The following is an 18,517-nucleotide window of genomic DNA, read 5'->3' as shown; positions in this document are numbered from 1 at the left end:
CGGGAACCGCGTCAGCCTACCGGTGCCGTCGTCCACGCTCCGGGGTACGTGGGGATCCCACCCGAGGGTGGGATCAGACTCACATTCCGTTGGTGAACCCGGTCAGCCCCTCCGCGATCTTCGGCACGTCCAGCTCGCCCTGGCAGACGCTCAGCACGAAGCGCTCGGCCTCGTCGACGTCGAAGTCCGCGTTCAGTGGATACCCGTTGATGTGGAGGAAGACCCAGGTCGCGTACCAGGAGAGCCGCTTGTTGCCGTCCGCCAAGGCGTGGTTTCGGGCCAGTGACTCCATCAGCGCCGCCGCCTTCTGCCACACGTCCGGGTAGGCGTCCTGACCGAACACGCTCGCCTGCGGACGGGCCAGAGCGGACTCCAGCAGCCCGTAGTCGCGCACCTCGTCGGCCCCGAGCCGCTCCGCGAGGTTCAGCAGTTCGGGCAGGGTGAGGTAGTGCATCAGGCGAGCCTCCGGTTGAGCTCTTCGCTCGCCCGCAACACATGAGCGGCGGCCTCGTTGAACAGCCGGGAGTGCTCATTGATCGCAGCGATCACCGCGTCGTGGGCGAACGACTGCATACTCCGGCCCTCCGCCTCCGCGCGCTTGCGCAGGGCGTCGAGCTCTTCGTCCGTAAAACGTAGATTCAGCGCTGCCATGAGCCGATGGTACCGCGTGGTACCACGCGGTGCTAGCGGATTTCGGGCCGCAACCGCGTCGTCACCCAGGCGCCCGCCAGCGCCACCGCCGCCATCGCCACGTAGACCGCCCCGAAGGCGGCCGGCTGGTGGGCGGCCGTGGAGCCGGTGGGGGCGATCTCGCCGCCGCCGAAGGTGACGAAGAGGACACCGCTGAGGCCGACCAGCGTGATGTTGCCGAGCGCGTCGGAGACCTGGAGCGAGGCGGAGTTGCTGCCCGCGTCCTCCGGGCGGGAGAGCTTCAGCAGCAGCACGCTCCCGCTGGAGATGGCCAGCCCCATTCCGTAGCCGCCGATCACCCAGGCCACGGCCACGATCCAGGCCGGGACGGAGTCGACGAGGGCCAGGAGCACCATGGCGATGGAGACGGCCATGAGGAGCATGCCGAGGCCCATCAGCCGTTCGCGGTGCGGCTCCAGGCGGGGGCGGCTCTGGGTGTAGGAGCCCAGGGCCCAGGTGAGGCCGCCGCCGGTGAGGCAGAGCCCGGCGGCGGTCGCGGACAGGCCCCGCTGGGTCACCAGCATCAGCGGCACGAAGCTCTCCGCGCCCAGGAAGGAACCCGCCGCCACCCCGCGCAGCAGGATCACCGACGGCAGTCCGCGGGCGGCGCGGAAGGTGCCCCGGGGCAGCAGCCGCAGTACGCACGGGACGAGCAGCGCGAGCCCGGCGGCGGCCGGGACGAGGGAGAGCCAGCTGAGGTCCTGGCCCGCGTACTGGAGCAGCCCGGCGCCCACCGCGACGGCGAGCGCGAGCAGGATGCGGCGGCGGTTCATGCCCGCGGACAGCTCGCTCGGGGGCAGGGCGCGCAGCGCGGGCAGCATCACCGCGAGCGGCGCCAGCACCAGCACCGGGATGGCGAGGAACACCCAGCGCCAGCCCGCGCGTTCGGTGACGGTCCCGGCGGCGAGCGGGCCGACGATGACCGGCAGCACCCAGGCGGCGGAGAAGGACGCCAGCACGGCGGGCTGGAGCCGCTGCGGATAGGCGCGGCCCACCACCACGTACAGCGCGACGATCACCAGCCCGCCGCCTATGCCCTGCACCGCCCGGCCGCCCACGAACATCCACATCCGCTGTGCCGAACCGGCCACCAGCAGCCCGGCGGCGAACGCCGCGATCCCGGTGAACAGCGGCGTCAGCGGCCCCTTGCGGTCGCACCACTCCCCCGACAGCGCCATCGCGAACAGGCTCGCGGTGAAGTAGGCGGAGAAGGCGTACGCGTAGAGCTCGACCCCGTCCAGCGCGCGGGCCGCGACCGGCATCGCGGTGTTGACCGCGCTCGCCTCGAAGGCGATCAGGGAGACGACGCTGACGATGCCGAGGGTGAGGGCGCGGTAGCGCCGCCCCAGCACGGTGTCGCCGTCCCCCGCCGGGTCCAGGTCTCCGGCTTCCGCCAGGTCTCCGGCTTCCGCCGGACCGAGGTCCCCGGCCGCCGACTCGGGGTGGACGGCGGAGTCGGCGGCCGCCTGGGGCGGCAGGGCGCTGTCCGTGACGGCGGAGTCGGCGGCACCGGCATCGAGGGGGTCGCGAGGGGTCATGGCGTCAGGGTAAGTGGCGTTCTGGGACGTCACACCTGTCGCGGGACGGAGCCGCGCTCGGCCGCTGGGCCTAGGTACGTCTGACGCCTCGCGTGGTGAGGCCACGGGGCTGAGGGTCCGGGGCCGTCCGGAGCTGAGGGTCCAGGGCTGAGGCCCCGAGCCCTACGTGGTGAGCAGGACGCCCCCGTACGACGCGCCCGCGATCACCACCCACGCGCACAGCCCCAGCGCGGCGACCCGGGCGCCGGTGCGGGTGAGGGAGGGGAGGTGGACGGCGCTGCCGAGGCCGAAGAGGGCGGCGGCGAGGAGGAGTTCCTGGGCCGTGGCGGCGGTGTCCAGCACGGTGGTGGACAGGACGTCCGTGCTGCGCAGGGCGGTCATGGCGAGGAAGCCGAGGACGAAGAGCGGGACCAGCGGCGGCCGCCGCCGCTCCGCCTCCGCGCCCTCCGCCTGCTTCGTGCGCCCCCGCGCCCGTACGGACGTCGCGAGCACCGCGACCAGCGGGGCGAGCATGGCCACCCGCACCAGCTTGACCAGCACCGCGTCGCCCAGCGCCGACGGCCCCGCGGTCTGTGCGGTGGCCACCACCTGGCCCACGTCGTGCACGCTCGCGCCCACCCACCGGCCGAACGCCTCGTCGCCGAGCCCCAAGGGGTGCTGGAGCAGCGGCAGGACGGCGATGGCGAGCGTGCCGCACAGCGTCACCAGCGCCACGGAGGTGGCCACATCGCGCTCATCGCTGTCCGACACCTCGCTCACCGCGCCGATCGCGGACGCCCCGCAGATCGAGTAGCCGGTGGCGATCAGCAGCGGCTGGTCGCCGCGCAGCCCCATCCGGCGGCCCAGCCACCAGGTGCCGCAGAAGGTGGCGGCGACCACGCCCAGGACCATCGCCACGGTGGCCCAGCCCAGGCCCAGCACATCGTCCAGGCTGAGCTTGAGGCCGAGCAGCACGATGCCCAGGCGCATCAGCCGCTTCCCGGCGAGCGAGAGCCCGGCCCGGCAGACGCCCCGGACCAGGCCGCGCGCCCCCGGCAGATGCGCGGCGACGATGCCCAGCACCACGGCGGCGGTCAGCAGGGGGACGGCGGGGAGCAGCCGGTGGACGCCCCAGGCGGCCGCGACCCCGGCCACGGCGAGCCCGAGCCCGTACGCCGGTGCGGGCGGCCGCCATCCGGCAGCCTGCCGCGCCCGGCCGGGCGCGGCGGTCAGCGTCACTGGCCGTCCGCCGTGGGGAGGTGGCCGCCAGCCGTGGGGAGGTGGCCGTCCGCTGTCGGCAGGTGGCCGTCCACCGCCGGAAGCTCGTCGTCCGCCGTGGGGAGGTCGTAGACCCGCCGGACGCTGCTGCCCAGGCGGGCGATGTCCGCCCCGTAGACGTGGATCGAGATCGCCTTCGTCCCGCAGGCGTTCCACACCCTGTGGATATCTCCGGGCGGCGCGAATCCGCACACCGCGCCGCGCGGGTTGACCACGTCCTCCACCGCGATCAGCCGTGAGCCCGGTCCGTCGGGGACGAGGCGGTAGCGCCGCTCGTGCTCCTCGCCCTCGTGGACGCCGGTCACACACCAGGACACATGGTCATGGATCGCCGTGCGCTGGCCGGGCAGCCACACCAGGGCGACGACCGAGAAGCTGCCGTCGGGCTCGGCGTGCAGGATGTGCTGGCGGTAGCGGTCGAGGTGGCCCTCGCGCTGCCCGGGGGTGAGCAGATCGTCCGCGCCGAGATGGGGCGCGAGCCGCTCGCCCACCAGATAGGCGGTCACATCGGGCGCCAGGCCCCGGCCGACGGCCTCGCGGACGTCGCCGACGAACGCGCCGAGGCGTGCCGTGAGAAGACGGGAGGACGGATACGCGGTCGGGGTGGTCATGGCGGCAGCGTCCTGCCGCCCGCACCATCACGTCCAACGACAGGTTGTTGAGCCGTCCCCAAGCTCCGCTTATGGGTACGGGGTCAGCATCCGACCCGGTTCCCGGCCACCGTCTTCAGCTCCTCCAGCACCCGCGCGGTGGCCGGTATCCCCAGGTGCTCGCGGAGGACGTACGCCGAGACATGGCGGCGCGAGGCGGGGTCCAGGGCGCGCCCGGTGACCTTCTGGTGGCACAGGAACGACAGCACCAGACCCGGCATCATCGCCACGCCGAGCCCGGCCGCGACCATGCTCTGCACCACCAGATTGTCGTCCGTGGTGAAGGCGATGTCCGGGGCGAAGCCCTGCTCGGCGCATTCGTGCAGGAAGTTGGCGCGGCACCGCAGACATCCGGCGATCCAGCGCTCCTCGCTCAGCTCGGCCAGCTTGACCGCCCGCCGCCGGGCCAGCGGATGCCCGGTCGGCAGCAGCACCGTCAGCTGGTCCTCCAGCAGCGGGATCTCCACCAGCTCGGCGGGGGTCTCCTCGCGCAGCCCGGGATAGGTGAAGGCGAGGGTGATGTCGCACTCCCCGCGCACCACCCGCCCCAGCGAATCCGGCGGCTCGCCCTCCAGCAGCTCCACCCGCACCCCCGGGTGGGCGGCGGCGAGCCGGGCCATGGCCTCGGGGATGAGGGTCGCGTTGGCGCTGGGGAAGGCGCAGACCCGCACCCGGCCCGAGCGCAGCCGGGTGATGGCGCTCATCTGCTGCTGGGCGGTGGAGATGCTGGTCAGAATGGTGTCGGCGTGCCGGGCGAGGGTCTCCCCCGCCTCGGTGAGCCGCATCCCCCGGCCGACCCGGATGAACAGCGGACTGCCCACGGCCCGTTCGAGCGCCTTCATCTGCTGGGTGATGGCCGGCTGGGTGTAGCCGAGGGCACGGGCGGCCCCGGAGTAGGAGCCGGAGCGCACCACCTCGTGGAACGTCTTGATGTGCCGGGAATCGAACACACTCGCATCATACGGAGCCCGGGAACCGAAACCATAAGCGGGATTTGGGGCCGCACAAGATCGCCCCTACCGGCGCTTTCGCGTCACGCGGACGGCCGGGACACCGAGCCGCGCCACGAAACCGGGCGGGAGCCGCGCCACGGCCCGGCGCCACACCCGGGTGCGCGAGGACACCCGGTCAAGCACGGTCAAGATGACGAAGCTGGGGCAAGCTGACCCCATGCCGCACTACACCTCGTACGACGGAACCGAGCTGGCCTACCGCGTCCTGGAGGCCCGGGACGGCTCGGCGGGGCCACCGCTGATCTGCCTGGCGGGCGGGCCGGGGCGGGACGCCGCGTATCTGGGCGACCTCGGCGGGCTGAACGCCCACCACACCCTCCTCATCCCCGACAGCCGCGGCACCGGGGACTCCCCACCGGCCGTCGACCCCATCGGCTACGCCTTCCCCGGGCTCGCCGAGGATCTCGAGGCGCTCCGCCGCCATCTGGACCTCCTCCGCTTCCCGCTGCTCGCCCATGACGCGGCCGCCGCCACCGCCCAGGCGTACGCGGCCGCCCACCCCGAACGGCTCAGCCGGCTGATCGTGGTCAGTCCGGGCGCCCGGCTCCAGGGTGAACTCCCCGAGGACGCCCGGGAGATCTTCGAGTCCCGCGCCGACGAGCCCTGGTGGCAGGACGCGTACACGGCGGTGCAGCTCCTGCCCGACACCACCGACCTCCCCGAGATGCGCAGACTGCTGCTCCAGGCCGCCCCCATGGCGTACGGCCGCTGGGAGGAGCCACAGCGGGCGCACGCCGAGAGCGAGGGCGAGCAGCTGGGCCGGGTGGCGCGGGCGGGCTTCTGGCAGGGCGTCGACGAGGCGGGGCGGCGCGCGGTGCTGGCCCGGCTGCGCGAGGTGCCGTGCCCGGTGCTGGCGATCACCGGCGACCGGGACGCGGTGACCGGGATGCGGGCCGGGGAGCTGGTGGCCGCGTCCTTCCCGGACGGCCAGGCGCGACCGCTGCCCGGGGTGGGCCACTATCCGTGGGTCGACGAGCCGGACCTCTTCCGCCAGGTGGTCGAGGACTTCCTGGCGCGGCGCCCCACACAGTGAGGACGGGCCGCCCGCCCGCGCGGTGCGGCGCCCCGGCGGGGGCGCGTCCGGCAGGTCATGAACGGTGGCCATGAACGGCGGCCATGAACGCAGTGTGTCAGTCGTATGGCAGCCCCCGCCGCTCCGTTGTGCCCGCCCCGCCCCGGTCCTATCGTCGAGAACGTAAGCCGACATCGGCCGTGTGCCCGAGTGGTTGAGGGGCTCGACTGCAAATCGAGTTACGTGGGTTCGATTCCCGCCACGGCCTCCACACCCCGGCGCGGGCGCCTCACCCGGCGCCCGCGCATTGGGTTGCCGCTTGGTGAACTCCCCGACATCCTCTGGACACTTGCGCCCGTAGGGCGCATGCTCGTGCACGCGCTCATGCCGTTGCGCCATCGCGGATACTCCAGGTAAACACCTAGGGCTCTGCGATTTTCACAGTCTCGCCACCGAACGGTCTCTTGACCCCCGCACTGAGTGCAATTCCGTCTCATAGGGTCACGTGTGGTGCCTGTGACCGCGCGGAAAACTACTCCCGGTCGGCGGGCACATTCTTCGACCGTGGTCCCATTCTCAGTGGGGGAAATGTGCAGCCCGCCATACCGGCCGCCCGTCAGCCGCTCTCGACCGGCCAGAGTGAAATCTGGTTCATAGAGCAGCTGGAGCCGCCGGAGAGCACCACCTTCCGGGTCGGTGAGTACCTGGAGATACAAGGACCGATAGACACCGAGCTATTCGAGCGGGCCCTGCGCTGGGCCGTGGCGGAGGCCGAGCCCTACAACATCCGGGTCGGCGAGGACGACGGTGAGCCCTGGCAGGCCCTTGACCCGGTGACCGACTGGGAGCTCCCGAAGCTGGACCTCACCGCCGAGGACGACCCCTGGGCCGCGGCCGAGCGGTGGATGAAGAACGACCTGGCCACGGGGGCACTCAAGCTGGGCGACCACCCGGCGTTCTCGTTCGCCCTGATCAAGGTGGAGGCCGAGCGGTTCCTCTGGTACCAGGGCACCCACCACATCGTCTCGGACGCCGGCTCGGCCGCCCTGCTGGGCCGCCGGACCGCCGAGGTGTACACCGCGCTCGTGGAAGGGACCGACCCGGCCGAGGGGGAAACGGTCTTCGGCTCCCTGCGGGCGATGCTCGAGCAGGACGCGGAATACCGGGCCTCACCGGATTTCGCCAAAGACCGCGCGTACTGGCTGGAACACTTCGGTGATTCCCCGCGCCCCGCACGGCTTTCCACCCACCCCACCAGGGAACTTTCCAGCGTCCTCCGCCAGACCGCCTACCTGACCGAGGCGGAAGCGGTCGAGCTGCGGGCCGCCGCGCGTAAATACGCCACCCACTGGTCCGCTATGATCATTGCGGCGACGGCGCTGTATCTGCACCGATTGACCGGTAAATCGGACATCATTCTGACGCTGCCCGTATCCGGTCGCACCGATGCCACTTCCCGCACCATTCCCGGGATGTTCGCCAATGTGGTGCCGCTGCGCATCCAGGTGCGCGCGGATATGCGAATACGGGACCTGGTCCGGCAGCTCTCACGGGAAGTAAGGCAGGCCCTTCGGCATCAGCGCTACCGCCGTATCGACCTGGCCCGGGATCTGCGACTCCCGGACGGCGGAAACGGATTGCTCGGCCCGCACGTCAACATCATGACGTACGACTACGACTTCCACTTCGCCGGTCACCGGGTCAAGGCGCACAACCTCTCCAACGGCACCGTCGAGGACCTCTCGATCATGGGATACGACCGGTCCGACGGCACCGGTATCCGGATCGACCTCAACGCCAACTCCAACCTCTACACCGAGGACGCCCTCATCGCCCACCGGGAGCGCTATCTCGGGCTGCTGCGCACCCTCTCCGACACCTCCGACCCGCGGCGCACCGTCGGCTCGCTGGAGCTGCTGTCGGCCGAGGAGCGCCGGCGGGTCCTGGGCGCCCCGGGCGACACGGCGCACCCCACCTCCGGCGCCACCCTCCCGGAACTGCTGGCCGCCCAGGCCGCCCGGACCCCCGGCGCCCAGGCCCTGGTCTGCGATGACGATGACACCGTGCTCAGCTACGCGGAGCTGGACCGGGCGGCCGACCGGCTGGCCCGGGTGCTCATCGCGCGCGGCGCCGGGCCCGAGCGCACCGTCGGCGTGGCGCTGCCCCGCTCCGCGGACCTGGTCATCGCGCTGATCGCGGTGCTCAAGACGGGGGCCGCGTATCTGCCCCTGGACCTGGACTACCCGGCCGAGCGGCTGACGTACATGCTCGACGACGCCGGCCCCGCCCTCGTGGTCACCCGCGCCGACAGCGCCGGGGCGCTGCCCGCGCGCCACGGCGTGGGGCGGCTGCTGCTGGACGTCGTGGACCTCACGGGCACCGCCGACGCCGCGGGCGGCTCCGCCCCGGCGGTGGCGATCGACCCCGAGCACCCCGCGTACATCATCTACACCTCGGGCTCCACCGGCCGCCCCAAGGGCGTCCTGGTGCCCCACCGGGCCGTGGCCAACAGCATGGAGTGGATGCGGGGCGCGTACGGCCTCGCCCCGGGGGACCGGATGCTGCAGAAGACCCCGGCCGGGTTCGACGCCTCCGTCTGCGAGTTCTTCTGGCCGCTGGTCAGCGGCGCCACCCTGGTGGTGGCGAAGCCCGGCGGCCACAAGGACCCGGCGTACCTGGCGCGTACGGTGCGCGAGGCGGGCATCACCGCGCTCCAGTTCGTGCCGTCGATGCTCCAGGCGTTCCTCGCCGAGCCGGGCGCCGCCGACGCGTGCGCGGGCGTCCTGCGGCGGGCCTCCAGCGGTGGTGAGGCGCTGCCGCGCGAGACCGCCGAGCGGTTCCACGAGCTGTTCCCCGGCGTGCCGCTGAACAACCTCTACGGACCCACCGAGACCACCATCCAGATCGCCCACCACCCCTCCACGCCCGGCGGCGAGGGCCCGGTGCCGATCGGCCGGCCGGTGTGGAACACCCGGATGTACGTCCTGGACACCGCGCTGAAACCCTGCCCGGCCGGGGTCACCGGCGAGCTGTACGTGTCCGGGGCGCAGCTGGCCCGCGGCTATCTCAACCGGGCCGCCCTGACCGCAGAGCGCTTCGTCGCCGACCCCTACGGCCCGCCCGGCACCCGGATGTACCGCACCGGCGACCTGGCTCGCATGCGGCCGGACGGCGACGTCGAGTACGTGGGCCGCACCGACGGCCAGGTCCAGCTGCGCGGCTTCCGCGTCGAGCTGGGCGAGGTCGAGGCGGCGCTGCGGGCGCTCCCCCAGGTGGCCGAGGCCGCCGCGGCGGTCCGCGCGGACCGGCCCGGCGACCAGCGGCTGGTCGGCTATGTGACGGCCGCCGGGGACACCCCGCCGGACGCCGCCGCGGTCCGCGAGGCGCTGGGCGAGGTGCTGCCCGAGCACATGGTGCCCAGCGCGTTCGTGGTCCTCGACGCCCTCCCCCTGGACGCCAACGGCAAGCTGAACCGCGGCGCGCTGCCCGCGCCCTCCTTCGAGGCCACCACGGGCGGGCGGGCGCCCCGCACCCCGCGCGAGGAGACGCTGTGCGCGCTCTTCGGCGAGGTCCTGGGCGTCGAGGGCGTCACCGTCGACGACGACTTCTTCCTGCTCGGCGGCCATTCGCTGCTCGCCTCCAAGCTGGCCAGCCAGGCCCGTGCCGCGCTGGCCACCGAGCTGTCGATGCGCGACCTCTTCGAGGCGCCGACCGTCGCCCGGCTGGTGGCCCGCCTGGACGCCGCCGGACCGGCCGAGGCGCACCGTCAGCAGCCGCTGGACATCCTGCTGCCGCTGCGCGGCGGGGGGAGCGGCGGGGGGACGCGCCCGCCGCTGTTCTGCGTCCACCCCGGCGGCGGTCTCGGCTGGTCGTACACCGGGCTGCTCCGCCATCTCGCCCCCGACCAGCCGGTGTACGCGCTCCAGGCGCGCGGTCTCACCGAACCGGACGTCCTCCCCGCGAGCGTCGAGGAGATGGCCGCCGACTATCTGGACCAGATCCGGACCGTCCAGCCGACCGGTCCGTACCATCTGCTCGGCTGGTCCTTCGGCGGGCTGATCGCCCACGCCATGGCCACCCGGCTGCAGGCCCAGGGCGAGGAGGTCGCCACGCTGGCCGTGGTGGACGCCTACCCCGACAACGCCCAGGCGCTGCCCGACGCGCCCGATCTCAGCAAGCGCCAGTGGCTGGGGGTGCTGCTCGACGACATCGGCGGCGGCGACATCTTCGCCCCGGGCTGGCTGGAGGCGCACCCCGACGGGGCGGACGGCACCGCCGACCTGGTGGCCGACCTCTGCCGGGAAACCGGGCTGCCGGCCCGACTGCTCGAGGGCGAGACCAGCTTCCCGCTGCTCGACATCCTGCTCAACGACCAGGAGCTGATGCGGAAGTTCGCGCCCGAGCGGTTCCAGGGCGACATGCTGCTGTTCCGGGCCGTGGAGGAGATCCCCGGCTACCGGCGTGATCCGCTGCATGTGGCGGACGCCTGGCTCTCCTTCGTGGACGGCGCCCTGGTGGTGCACGGCGTCCCCGATCACCACTACCGGATGATGCGGGAGGAGTCCCTGGACCGGATCGGCCCGGTGGTGGCGGCGGCGCTGGACCGCGCCCGGAGCTGACGGGCCGGGCCTCGATGCCCGGGTCGGGGCCGCTCCCCCGGGGGCGGACCCGACCCGATTTCGCCGATCGGGCCCTCGCCGATCACAATTCAGCCAGGCGACCCATCTCGTTCCCCTGCTCTCCTACGCAGGTGAGCAGGGTGGGCGCCTTCATGTGGAGAAGGAGATGAGCTCCCAGCGAGGAGGCACGTAGTTGGAAGGAAGGCTGGCCATGACAGTGGACGCAACGGACGAGGTGGAGCGGTTCATCCTGGGGGACCGGTTCGCCTGCCTGGCGGGACGCTCCGCCTGGCGCAAGGGTGGCATCACCCATCGTCACTACGACCTGATGGGATCCGACGATTCGGCCCGGCTGATGGCACTCGATCTCGCGGATTTCGTGGCCTCGGCCGACTGGAGCCACCGGTCGTTCACGAGCTTCATCGCGACCTTCGAGCAGCCTCGCGGGGTGGATGAGCTGCGGTTCGAGGAGCTGCTGTGGGAACAGCTCCAGCTACTCCACGAACAGGACGCCCGGTCCTATCGCTGGGCCGAGGGCCGTTCGTCCGACCCGCAGACCAGGGAGTTCGCCTACAGCGTCGCCGGGCACCCCTTCTTCGTCATAGGTCTGCACGAGACCCACCGCCGCTGGGGCCGCCGCCCTCCCTTCCCGATGCTGGCCTTCAACTCGCATGAGCAGTTCGACCGCATCAAGGGCGCCAAGATGTGGGACCGGCTCGCGGAGAAGATCCGCAAGCAGGACATCCAGCTCCAGGGCGACATAAACCCCAACCTGCTCGAGTACGAGGAGCTCTCCGAGGCCCGCCGCTACTCCGGCCGCCCGAAGCCGGCCGACTGGCAGTGCCCGTTCGCCGCCCGCGAGGACGAACGCGAACCCGCTCTGACGGGCCGGCCCCCGGCCTGAGCGGAGCACCTGTCACCGGCGGGCGGACGGCGCCCGCCGGTGACGGACCCGGCACTGGCCCGGTGGTGCGAGGCGTGGCCCGGACGGACGGCCGTCAGCGCACGGGGAAGCCGAAGTCGTAGCCCTGCTGCTTCAGCCACGGCAGGACCTGGCGCAGGGCCTCGACGGTCTGGCCGCGGTCGCCGCCCGCGTCGTGGAAGAGCACGGTGGGGCCGCTGGAGATCTCGTTCTTGACGGTGTTGACCATGGCCTCGACCCCCGGCTTCTCGAAGTCCTTGGAGTCCACGTTCCAGCCCAGCGGCCGCATGCCCTGGGAGGCCGCGATCTGGCGGCTGTACGGGGTGAACGCGCCACCCGGGGCGCGGTAGTAGAGCGGCTTGACGCCCCCTGACGCCTTGGTGATCAATCGCTGGGCGTCGAGGATCTCCTTGGACTGGTAGGCGGATGACTTGGTGTCCATCGTCGTGTCGTGCGACATGGAGTGGTCGCACAGCCGGTGCCCGTCCGCGACCACGTCCTTGACCAGGTCCGGATGGGCCTGGGCCTGCGGGCCGACCATGCAGAAGGTGGCCTTGACGCCGTTGGCCTTGAGCACCTGGAGGACCTGCGGGGTCCAGGTCGGGTCCGGACCGTCGTCGATGGTGATGTTGACGCCCTTGTCGCCCTTGTCGGAGGCGTGGGCCAGGTCCATGTTGACCACGGGGGCGGGCAGTTCGGGGTCCGGCTTGGAGGTCTGGCCCACGATCGGCGTCGGCTTCCGCGTCGGTGACGCGCCCGACCCGGCCTCGGCGGTTCCGGCCTGGGCGGTCCACACGGCGGCCAGGGCGGTCACCCCCATCACACCGAACGCCGCCACCAGTATTCGGCTGTTCGCCCCCAGGACCCGGTGCCGTGCCATGTCCGCCTCGCTCCCCATGTCTCCTGTGCCGCTTTCGCAACCATGAGGATGGAGTTGGGGCGGGAAGGGATCCCTCTGTTACACGTCTCGGACAATTCCGCGCCCGCACGCGTCTGGCGCATTTCCGCGCCGGGGAAGGCGAGGCGCGGGCGGCGAGCCCTCCCGCGGCCTCTTCCGCCGGGCGCCCTAGGGCCTGTCTGGGGTCGTGATCTGGGCTCGCGGGGCGTGGCACGTACGCTCGCGGCGTTGCCGAAACGCCCTAGTAGCTCCGCTACGAGGGCCTTCCGGCGCCTTGCGATCGCACGCACCACGCCCCGCTCCCTGATCCAGATCACAACCCCAGACAGGCCCTAACCCCGGTTGACGACCGCCGCCTGGGGGCGGATCGGGAGGCGGTTGACCGGGCGGCCGGTGGCCGCGCGGACCGCCGCCGCCACCGCCGCCGGGGTGGTGACCACCGGCACCGCGCTGGCCGGTTTGGCGCCGAAGGGCGCCACCACGTCCCGCTCCTCGACCAGCTTGACGATGCGGACGTCGGGGACGTCCAGGGCGGTCGGCAGGGCGTAGCCGGTGAGGTCCGGGTGCCGGACCACACCGCGTGAGGTGCGCAGGTTCTCGGTGAGGGCCGCGCCGATGCCCTGGGCGACACCCGCCTCGATACGGGCCTTGAGCTGACGCGGGTTGAGGACCCGGCCCACATCCTGGGCCACCGTCATGTCGACGACCCGTACCGCACCGATCTCGATGTCGACGTCCACCACGGCGCGCACCGCGCAGTAGGCGAGCCCGACGAAGGCGTCGCCCTGGCCGGTCTCGTCCAGCGGCTCGGTGGGGTGCGGGCGGCACTGCGCGGTGGCCCACAGCTCCTTGCCCTCCAGGGCCTCCTCGACGGTGGTGCTGAGCACCCCGTCATACGAGGTGATCTTGCCGTCGGCGATGCTGAGCAGCTCGGTGGACATGCCGAACGTATGCGCCAGCGGCTGCAGCAGCTGGGTGCGGACCATCTTCGCGGCGCGCTCGACCGCACCGCCCGAGACCCAGGTGTGGCGGCCGCGCGAGGCGGGCCCGGCCGGGGGCTGGTCGGTGTCGATGGGCGCCACATGGACCTCCTCGATACCGAGGACGTCCTGGACGATCTGGCGGGCCAGGGTGGTGAACCCCTGGCCGGTCTCGACCGCCGCGCAGATGACGGTGGCCACCGGCCCGGTGACCTTGACGGTGGCGGTGGAGACCTCGTCGGTCCCCTCCGCGCCGAGCATGTGGACCATGCCCAGGGCGTAGCCGACCCCGCGCCGCACCGCGGCCGGTTCGCCCGCGCCCTCCAGGCCGCCCGGCAGCAGCCACTCCTCCTCGGGGTCGTCCTTGGGGAGGGGGGGCAGCGGTGCGTCCCTTACGGCCTGCAGCAGCTCGGCGACCGGGGCCGGGCAGGTGACGGTCTGTCCGGTGGGCAGCAGATCGCCGGTGGCCATCACATTGCGCATCCGGATCTCGACGGGGTCGAGGCCCAGCTTGGCCGCCAGCTTGTCCATCTGGCCCTCGTACGCGGCGCACACCTGCATCGCGCCCTCGCCGCGCACATGGCCGGAGGGCGGGTTGTTGGTGCGCACCGCCCAGCCCTCGATGAAGGCGTGCGGGACGACATAGGGGCCGCAGGCGAAGGAGACGGCGGCGGCCAGCGTGTCCGAGGAGGAGTCGGCGTAGGCGCCCGCGTCCAGCAGGATCTGCGCCTCGACCTTGACCAGCTTGCCCTGGGAGTCAGCGTGGTGGCGGTAGCGCAGCAGGGTGGGGTGGCGGTGGGCGTGGCCGAGGAAGGACTCCTCACGGGTCGCGGCCAGCTTCACCGGATGGCCGGTGCGCAGCGCCAGCAGCCCCAGCGGAAGCTGCATCCCCGGGTCCTCGCGCTCACCCATGGCGCCGGGGACACCGGTGACGACGACCTTCACCCGCTCCGGCTCAAGACCGAAGCAGGCGGCGGCCAGATCGCGGTCGGCGTGCGGATCGGTGGAGGCGGTGTAGATCTCCACCCCGCCGTCGGGGCGCGGCACGGCCAGGCCCGCCTCGGCGCCGATGGGCGCCGGGTCCTGGCGGCCGATGCGGTACAGCCCCTCGACGATGACCTCGCCGACCACGTCCGGGTCGCCGAAGGACAGCGGGATGTGGCGGACCAGATTGCCGTCGGGGTGCAGCGGCTCGGCGGAGAACGCCTGCTCGGGGTCGGTGACCGGCTCCAGCACCTCGTACTCGACGGCGATGGCGGCGGCCGCGAGACGGGCCGTGTCGGGGTGGTCGGCGGCGACCGCGGCGATGGGCTCGCCGTGGTGGCGGACCAGGTCCTTGGCGAACACCGGACGGTCGGCGACCCGGCGGCCGTGCGAGGCGTCGCCGGGCACGTCGGTGTGGGTCACCACGGCCCGTACGCCGGGCATCTCGACGGCCTGCTTGGTGTCGATGGAGACGATGCGGGCGTGCGGGTGCGGGGCGCGCAGCACGGCGGCCCACAGCAGCCCCTCGGCCCACAGGTCGGCCGCGTACGGGAAGGTGCCCGAGGTCTTGGCCGCCGAGTCGGTGGGCGGCAGGGACACACCGAGGCCCATGGTGGACGGGGTCTTGACGGGCGTTCCGGCGGCTGGGGTGGCGGTGACGGCGCCCGCGCCGTCCGCGATTCCGGTCATGCCGATGCCCTTCCGCTGCCGCTTCCGTTGACGCTCCCGTTGCCGGTGATGCCGTGCGGTCCCGTCTGGTGCGGGATGCGGGCCGGGTCCTGGTGGGCGTCGTGTCCCTCGTCCGCCTCGGCGTCCTCGGCGGCCTCGCGGCCCGCGACGACCTCGCGGACGGCGTCGAGGACCCCGCGGTAGCCGGAGCAGCGGCAGAGGTTGCCGGAGATCGCCTGGCGGGTCTCCTGGTCGGTCGGGGCGTGGTTGCCCTCGAGGAGGTCGTGCACGGTCATCGCGAGTCCGGGCACGCAGAAGCCGCACTGCACGGCCCCGCACTGGGCGAGCGCACGCTGGACGTCGGAGGGCTGTCCGCCGGTGGCGAGGCCCTCGACGGTGCGGACCTCGCTGCCCGCCGCGGTGGCGGCGGGCACCAGACAGGAGGCGACGAGCCGCCCGTCCACCTGGACCGAGCAGGCCCCGCACTCGCCCTGGGAGCAGCCGTCCTTGGCCCCGGCGAGGCCGAGGCGCTCGCGCAGGACGTAGAGCAGCGACTCGCCGATCCAGACGTCGGTGACGGGGCGGTCGGCGCCGTTGACGTGCAGCACGTACGAGGCGAGCGGATGCTCGCTGTGGCTCGGGCCCTCGTCCGCGGCCGCGGCGGCCTCGGCGAGGACGGGCTCCGCAAGGGGCTCGACGGGGGTGTCAGCGGCCTCGGGGACGTCGGCGGGGGTCCCGGCCGAGGCGGAGGCTCCGGCGGCGTCAGGCGCGTCCGTGAACTCGCCCTCGGCGGCGGCCGGTTCGGGCTCGGCCGCGGGCTCGGGTTCGGCGTCGTCCGGCACCGTCCCGGCGGGGGCCTCGGCGGCGCCCGGCGCGGCGTCGGCCGCGTCGGTGTGGCCCGTGCCGTCCTCGGGGCCGGGGTGCGGGGCGTGCCCATGGGCGTCCCCCGCGAGGTCCCCAGCGAAGGGGGCGCCCGGCAACCGGTCGTCCGCGAACCGGTCGTCCGTCAGCCGGTCGTCCGTCAGCCGGTCGTCCGTCAGCCGGTCGTCCGTCAGCCGGTCGTCCGCGAACGCACCATGCCAGGACGCCTCCTGGGGCAGCCCGGGTGCCGGGCTGCCGTGCGGCGGGGTCTCCAGCCCGGCGTGCTGCCCGTCGACCGGGAAGTCGACCGGGAACTCGCCGGAGTCCCCGGCGGCCGGATCGCCCGGCCGCCGGCCGGGGTCGTCGGCGGCGGGCCGCCGCTCACCGGGCGCGGGGCCGCCGTGCGGCGGGGTGCCGTGCGAGGGCGTGCCGTGCGGCGGGGTGCCCCGGGGCGGGGTGTGCAGCCCCTGGTGCCCGTCGGTCGCGAACTCGCCGGAGTCCCCGGCGGCCGGGCCCGGCCACGCCGGGTCCGCGGCCGGGGCCCGGTTCGGCTCGTCGCGGTCGGGCATGCGCAGCCGACGGCGGGCGGGCGGCGGCATGGGCGCGGCCGGCGGCGCGGACGCGGCCGGGCCCGGGTGGCCCTCGACCGCGTACTCCCCGGAGTCCTCCGCGCCCTCGTCGACGGCCGGGACCGACCACTGGCCGGAGTGCCCCTGCTGCTGCCCGGACTGGGGCTGGTGCGCTTGATGGGGCTGGTGCGCTTGATGGGGCTGGTGCGCTTGATGGGGCTGATGGGGCTGCTGCCGGGGCGGCGCCTGCCCGGCGAACGGCATCCGCAACTGGGCCGTCGTCTGCGGGTCCTGGGGGCCGTCCGGGTGGCCGCCGTACGGAGGGGCGGCCGGGCCTGGGTGGTCGTCGACGCGGTACTCACCGGTCTCGTCCACACCGTCGTCGCCCGCGACTGGGATGGTCCACTGGCTGGTGTGCACGGGCCCGCCGGCGCCGTCGTCGGACGGGGCGGGCACCGGCCAGTCGTCCACCGGCTCCTCGGCCGCCGGAGCCGGCCAGTGGCCGGTGTGCGGCGGGTGGTGGCCCTGCTGCCGGCCCTCGGCGGGCACCGGCCACTGGCCGGAGCCGTGATGGGGGTCGTGGTGGCCGCCGTAGAGGTAGCCGGCGTCGGTCTCGGCGGTGGTCCAGTGACCGGTCATGCCCTGGTCGTGGGGCGCGCCCTGGCCATGGCCGGACGGCTGCCAGTGGCCGCCCTGGGACGGGTCACCGTGCCCGGCGTCCATGGGCGGGGGCGCGTAGCCCGTACCGGGCGCCGCGAGCGGGTCCCAACGGCCGGAGGGGTCGGTCGGGTCCGGGTGGGCGTAGTCGGGCGGCAGTTGGACGAAGGCCGTCGACTCGGCGTCGTACTCCGGGCCGTGCGGCATCGGCTGCCATCCGCTCCCCGGCTCCGGCCGGTGCGGCTGCTGTTCGTCACTCACGCGAGTGCCCTCCCCAGTGCTCGGCGGGCCAAGGCTGCCACGGTACGCCTCAGATGGATCGCGGCAGGCGGCAGGGGGATCGGCTCGCCGCCGTCCTGCGGGGGCGGCGGATCGGGGATGCACGCGGCGGCGACGTACTCGCCGAAAGCGGTCGTGACCTGCGGGTCCAGATGGCCGCGGTCGCCGTCCCAGTCGATGAGCGAGGCGACCCAGCGCTCGGCCTCCAGGGGGCGCAGCGGCATCGGCGCGACCGCGCCGACGGCACAGCGCACCCCGCGCCGCGCGGGGTCCAGGACGAGGGCGACGGAGGCGGTGGACCGGCCGGGCCCGGTGCGCCCGGTGGCCTTCAGGAAGGTCTGCGGGGCGTGCAGCAGCGGAACCCGGACGAATCCGACGAGTTCGCCGGGGTTCAGCAGATCGACCCCGGCGAGCAGATGGCTGACCGGGATCTCGCGGCGGGCCCCCTCGGGCCCGGCAATGATCACCGTGGCCTCCAGCGCGGCGAGCACCGGCAGCGCGTCGCCGGTGGGGGCGGCGGTGACGATGTTGCCGCCCAGGGTGCCCGCGTTGCGGATCTGCGGGGGCCCGGCGGCACGCGCGGCCGCGGCCAGCGCCGGGATCAGCGCGGCGAAGTCGGGGCGGCCCATCCGGGCGTGGGTGAGTCCGGCGCCGAGGAGGGCGTGCCCGTCCAGATAGCGCCAGCCGCGGATTTCGCTGATCCGGCCGAGGCCGACGAGCGCGGCGGGCCGCAGCAGGCCGGAGTTGACCGCGGCCATCAGATCGGTACCGCCCGCCACGGGCACGGCGGCGGGCATGGCGGCCAGTGCCGCCACGGCCTCGTCGAGCGTGCCCGGCAACGTCACCGTGTGCGCCGCCTGCGGTGCGTGCGTGGTCAACCCAGCTGCCCCTTCCCCGGTGTCCCGGCTGTTGCGCCGTA

General features: G+C 73.5%; 13 protein-coding genes and 1 tRNA gene. 4 read left to right on the top strand and 10 right to left on the bottom strand.

Annotated features, from left to right (window positions below; all coding sequences use genetic code 11):
- Nucleotides 1–79: 79 nt before the first annotated feature.
- From NP777_RS29010 to NP777_RS28985, 6 genes are all read right to left on the bottom strand, one after another.
- The gene (locus NP777_RS29010) at nt 80–454 is read right to left on the bottom strand and encodes a type II toxin-antitoxin system death-on-curing family toxin (RefSeq protein ID WP_256653111.1); all 375 of its coding nucleotides are present in this window, start codon (nt 452–454) and stop codon (nt 80–82) included.
- Nucleotides 454–651 (bottom strand): Arc family DNA-binding protein, encoded by a 198-nt coding sequence (locus NP777_RS29005; protein ID WP_020870939.1) that lies wholly within the window; start codon nt 649–651, stop codon nt 454–456. Before NP777_RS29005 ends, NP777_RS29010 begins: the two co-directional genes overlap by 1 nt.
- Nucleotides 652–683: 32 nt before the next feature.
- Nucleotides 684–2,228, bottom strand: a complete 1,545-nt coding sequence (locus tag NP777_RS29000) for an MFS transporter (RefSeq protein ID WP_256653110.1) — start codon at nt 2,226–2,228, stop codon at nt 684–686.
- Nucleotides 2,229–2,390: 162 nt separating this feature from the next.
- Complete coding sequence (locus tag NP777_RS28995) at nt 2,391–3,446, bottom strand: YeiH family protein (RefSeq protein WP_256653109.1); 1,056 nt, start codon at nt 3,444–3,446, stop codon at nt 2,391–2,393.
- Nucleotides 3,443–4,096, bottom strand: coding sequence for a cysteine dioxygenase family protein (locus NP777_RS28990; RefSeq protein WP_256653108.1), 654 nt, complete (start codon nt 4,094–4,096; stop codon nt 3,443–3,445). Before NP777_RS28990 ends, NP777_RS28995 begins: the two co-directional genes overlap by 4 nt.
- An 83-nt stretch (nt 4,097–4,179) precedes the next feature.
- Nucleotides 4,180–5,085: a LysR family transcriptional regulator gene (locus NP777_RS28985; RefSeq protein ID WP_020870935.1), complete on the bottom strand. Its 906-nt coding sequence runs from the start codon at nt 5,083–5,085 to the stop codon at nt 4,180–4,182.
- Nucleotides 5,086–5,305: 220 nt separating this feature from the next.
- Here NP777_RS28985 and NP777_RS28980 point away from each other — a divergent pair, with 220 nt between their 5' ends.
- The 4 genes from NP777_RS28980 to gntA all read left to right on the top strand — a co-directional run bounded on the left by NP777_RS28980 (nt 5,306) and on the right by gntA (nt 11,683).
- Nucleotides 5,306–6,181, top strand: a complete 876-nt coding sequence (locus NP777_RS28980; protein WP_256653107.1) for an alpha/beta fold hydrolase — start codon at nt 5,306–5,308, stop codon at nt 6,179–6,181.
- Nucleotides 6,182–6,356: 175 nt separating this feature from the next.
- Nucleotides 6,357–6,431: transfer RNA gene (locus NP777_RS28975), tRNA-Cys, on the top strand.
- A 319-nt stretch (nt 6,432–6,750) separates the two neighbouring features.
- Complete coding sequence (locus NP777_RS28970) at nt 6,751–10,779, top strand: amino acid adenylation domain-containing protein (protein WP_256653106.1); 4,029 nt, start codon at nt 6,751–6,753, stop codon at nt 10,777–10,779.
- 211 nt (nt 10,780–10,990) lie between these two features.
- A complete protein-coding gene (gene gntA / locus NP777_RS28965; RefSeq protein WP_256653105.1) occupies nt 10,991–11,683 on the top strand; it encodes a guanitoxin biosynthesis heme-dependent pre-guanitoxin N-hydroxylase GntA in 693 nt (230 codons plus the stop codon).
- Nucleotides 11,684–11,777: 94 nt separating this feature from the next.
- Here the strand turns inward: gntA and NP777_RS28960 are convergent, their stop codons facing one another.
- The 4 genes from NP777_RS28960 to NP777_RS28945 all read right to left on the bottom strand — a co-directional run bounded on the left by NP777_RS28960 (nt 11,778) and on the right by NP777_RS28945 (nt 18,476).
- Nucleotides 11,778–12,581, bottom strand: coding sequence for a polysaccharide deacetylase family protein (locus tag NP777_RS28960; protein ID WP_256653104.1), 804 nt, complete (start codon nt 12,579–12,581; stop codon nt 11,778–11,780).
- Between the two features lie 350 nt (nt 12,582–12,931).
- Complete coding sequence (locus tag NP777_RS28955; protein WP_256653103.1) at nt 12,932–15,253, bottom strand: xanthine dehydrogenase family protein molybdopterin-binding subunit; 2,322 nt, start codon at nt 15,251–15,253, stop codon at nt 12,932–12,934.
- Nucleotides 15,250–17,580 (bottom strand): 2Fe-2S iron-sulfur cluster-binding protein, encoded by a 2,331-nt coding sequence (locus tag NP777_RS28950; protein WP_256653102.1) that lies wholly within the window; start codon nt 17,578–17,580, stop codon nt 15,250–15,252. Before NP777_RS28950 ends, NP777_RS28955 begins: the two co-directional genes overlap by 4 nt.
- Complete coding sequence (locus NP777_RS28945) at nt 17,577–18,476, bottom strand: FAD binding domain-containing protein (protein WP_256653101.1); 900 nt, start codon at nt 18,474–18,476, stop codon at nt 17,577–17,579. The genes NP777_RS28950 and NP777_RS28945 overlap by 4 nt, the downstream gene beginning before the upstream one ends.
- Between the last annotated feature and the right edge of the window lie 41 nt (nt 18,477–18,517).

Source organism: Streptomyces rugosispiralis (genome assembly GCF_024505145.1).
In the GTDB taxonomy this organism is placed as follows: Bacteria; Actinomycetota; Actinomycetes; order Streptomycetales; family Streptomycetaceae; genus Streptomyces; species Streptomyces rugosispiralis.
The sequence above is the reverse complement of the archived record's forward strand: the minus strand, read 5'-3'. Positions and strand labels throughout refer to the sequence as shown.

Coding starts and splice junctions, on each gene's coding strand:
- NP777_RS29010 (WP_256653111.1), bottom strand. CDS start 454: ATGCACTACCTCACCCTGCCCGAACTGCTGAACCTCGCGGAGCGGCTC.
- NP777_RS29005 (WP_020870939.1), bottom strand. CDS start 651: ATGGCAGCGCTGAATCTACGTTTTACGGACGAAGAGCTCGACGCCCTG.
- NP777_RS29000 (WP_256653110.1), bottom strand. CDS start 2,228: ATGACCCCTCGCGACCCCCTCGATGCCGGTGCCGCCGACTCCGCCGTC.
- NP777_RS28990 (WP_256653108.1), bottom strand. CDS start 4,096: ATGACCACCCCGACCGCGTATCCGTCCTCCCGTCTTCTCACGGCACGC.
- NP777_RS28980 (WP_256653107.1), top strand. CDS start 5,306: ATGCCGCACTACACCTCGTACGACGGAACCGAGCTGGCCTACCGCGTC.
- gntA (WP_256653105.1), top strand. CDS start 10,991: ATGACAGTGGACGCAACGGACGAGGTGGAGCGGTTCATCCTGGGGGAC.
- NP777_RS28960 (WP_256653104.1), bottom strand. CDS start 12,581: ATGGCACGGCACCGGGTCCTGGGGGCGAACAGCCGAATACTGGTGGCG.
- NP777_RS28955 (WP_256653103.1), bottom strand. CDS start 15,253: ATGACCGGAATCGCGGACGGCGCGGGCGCCGTCACCGCCACCCCAGCC.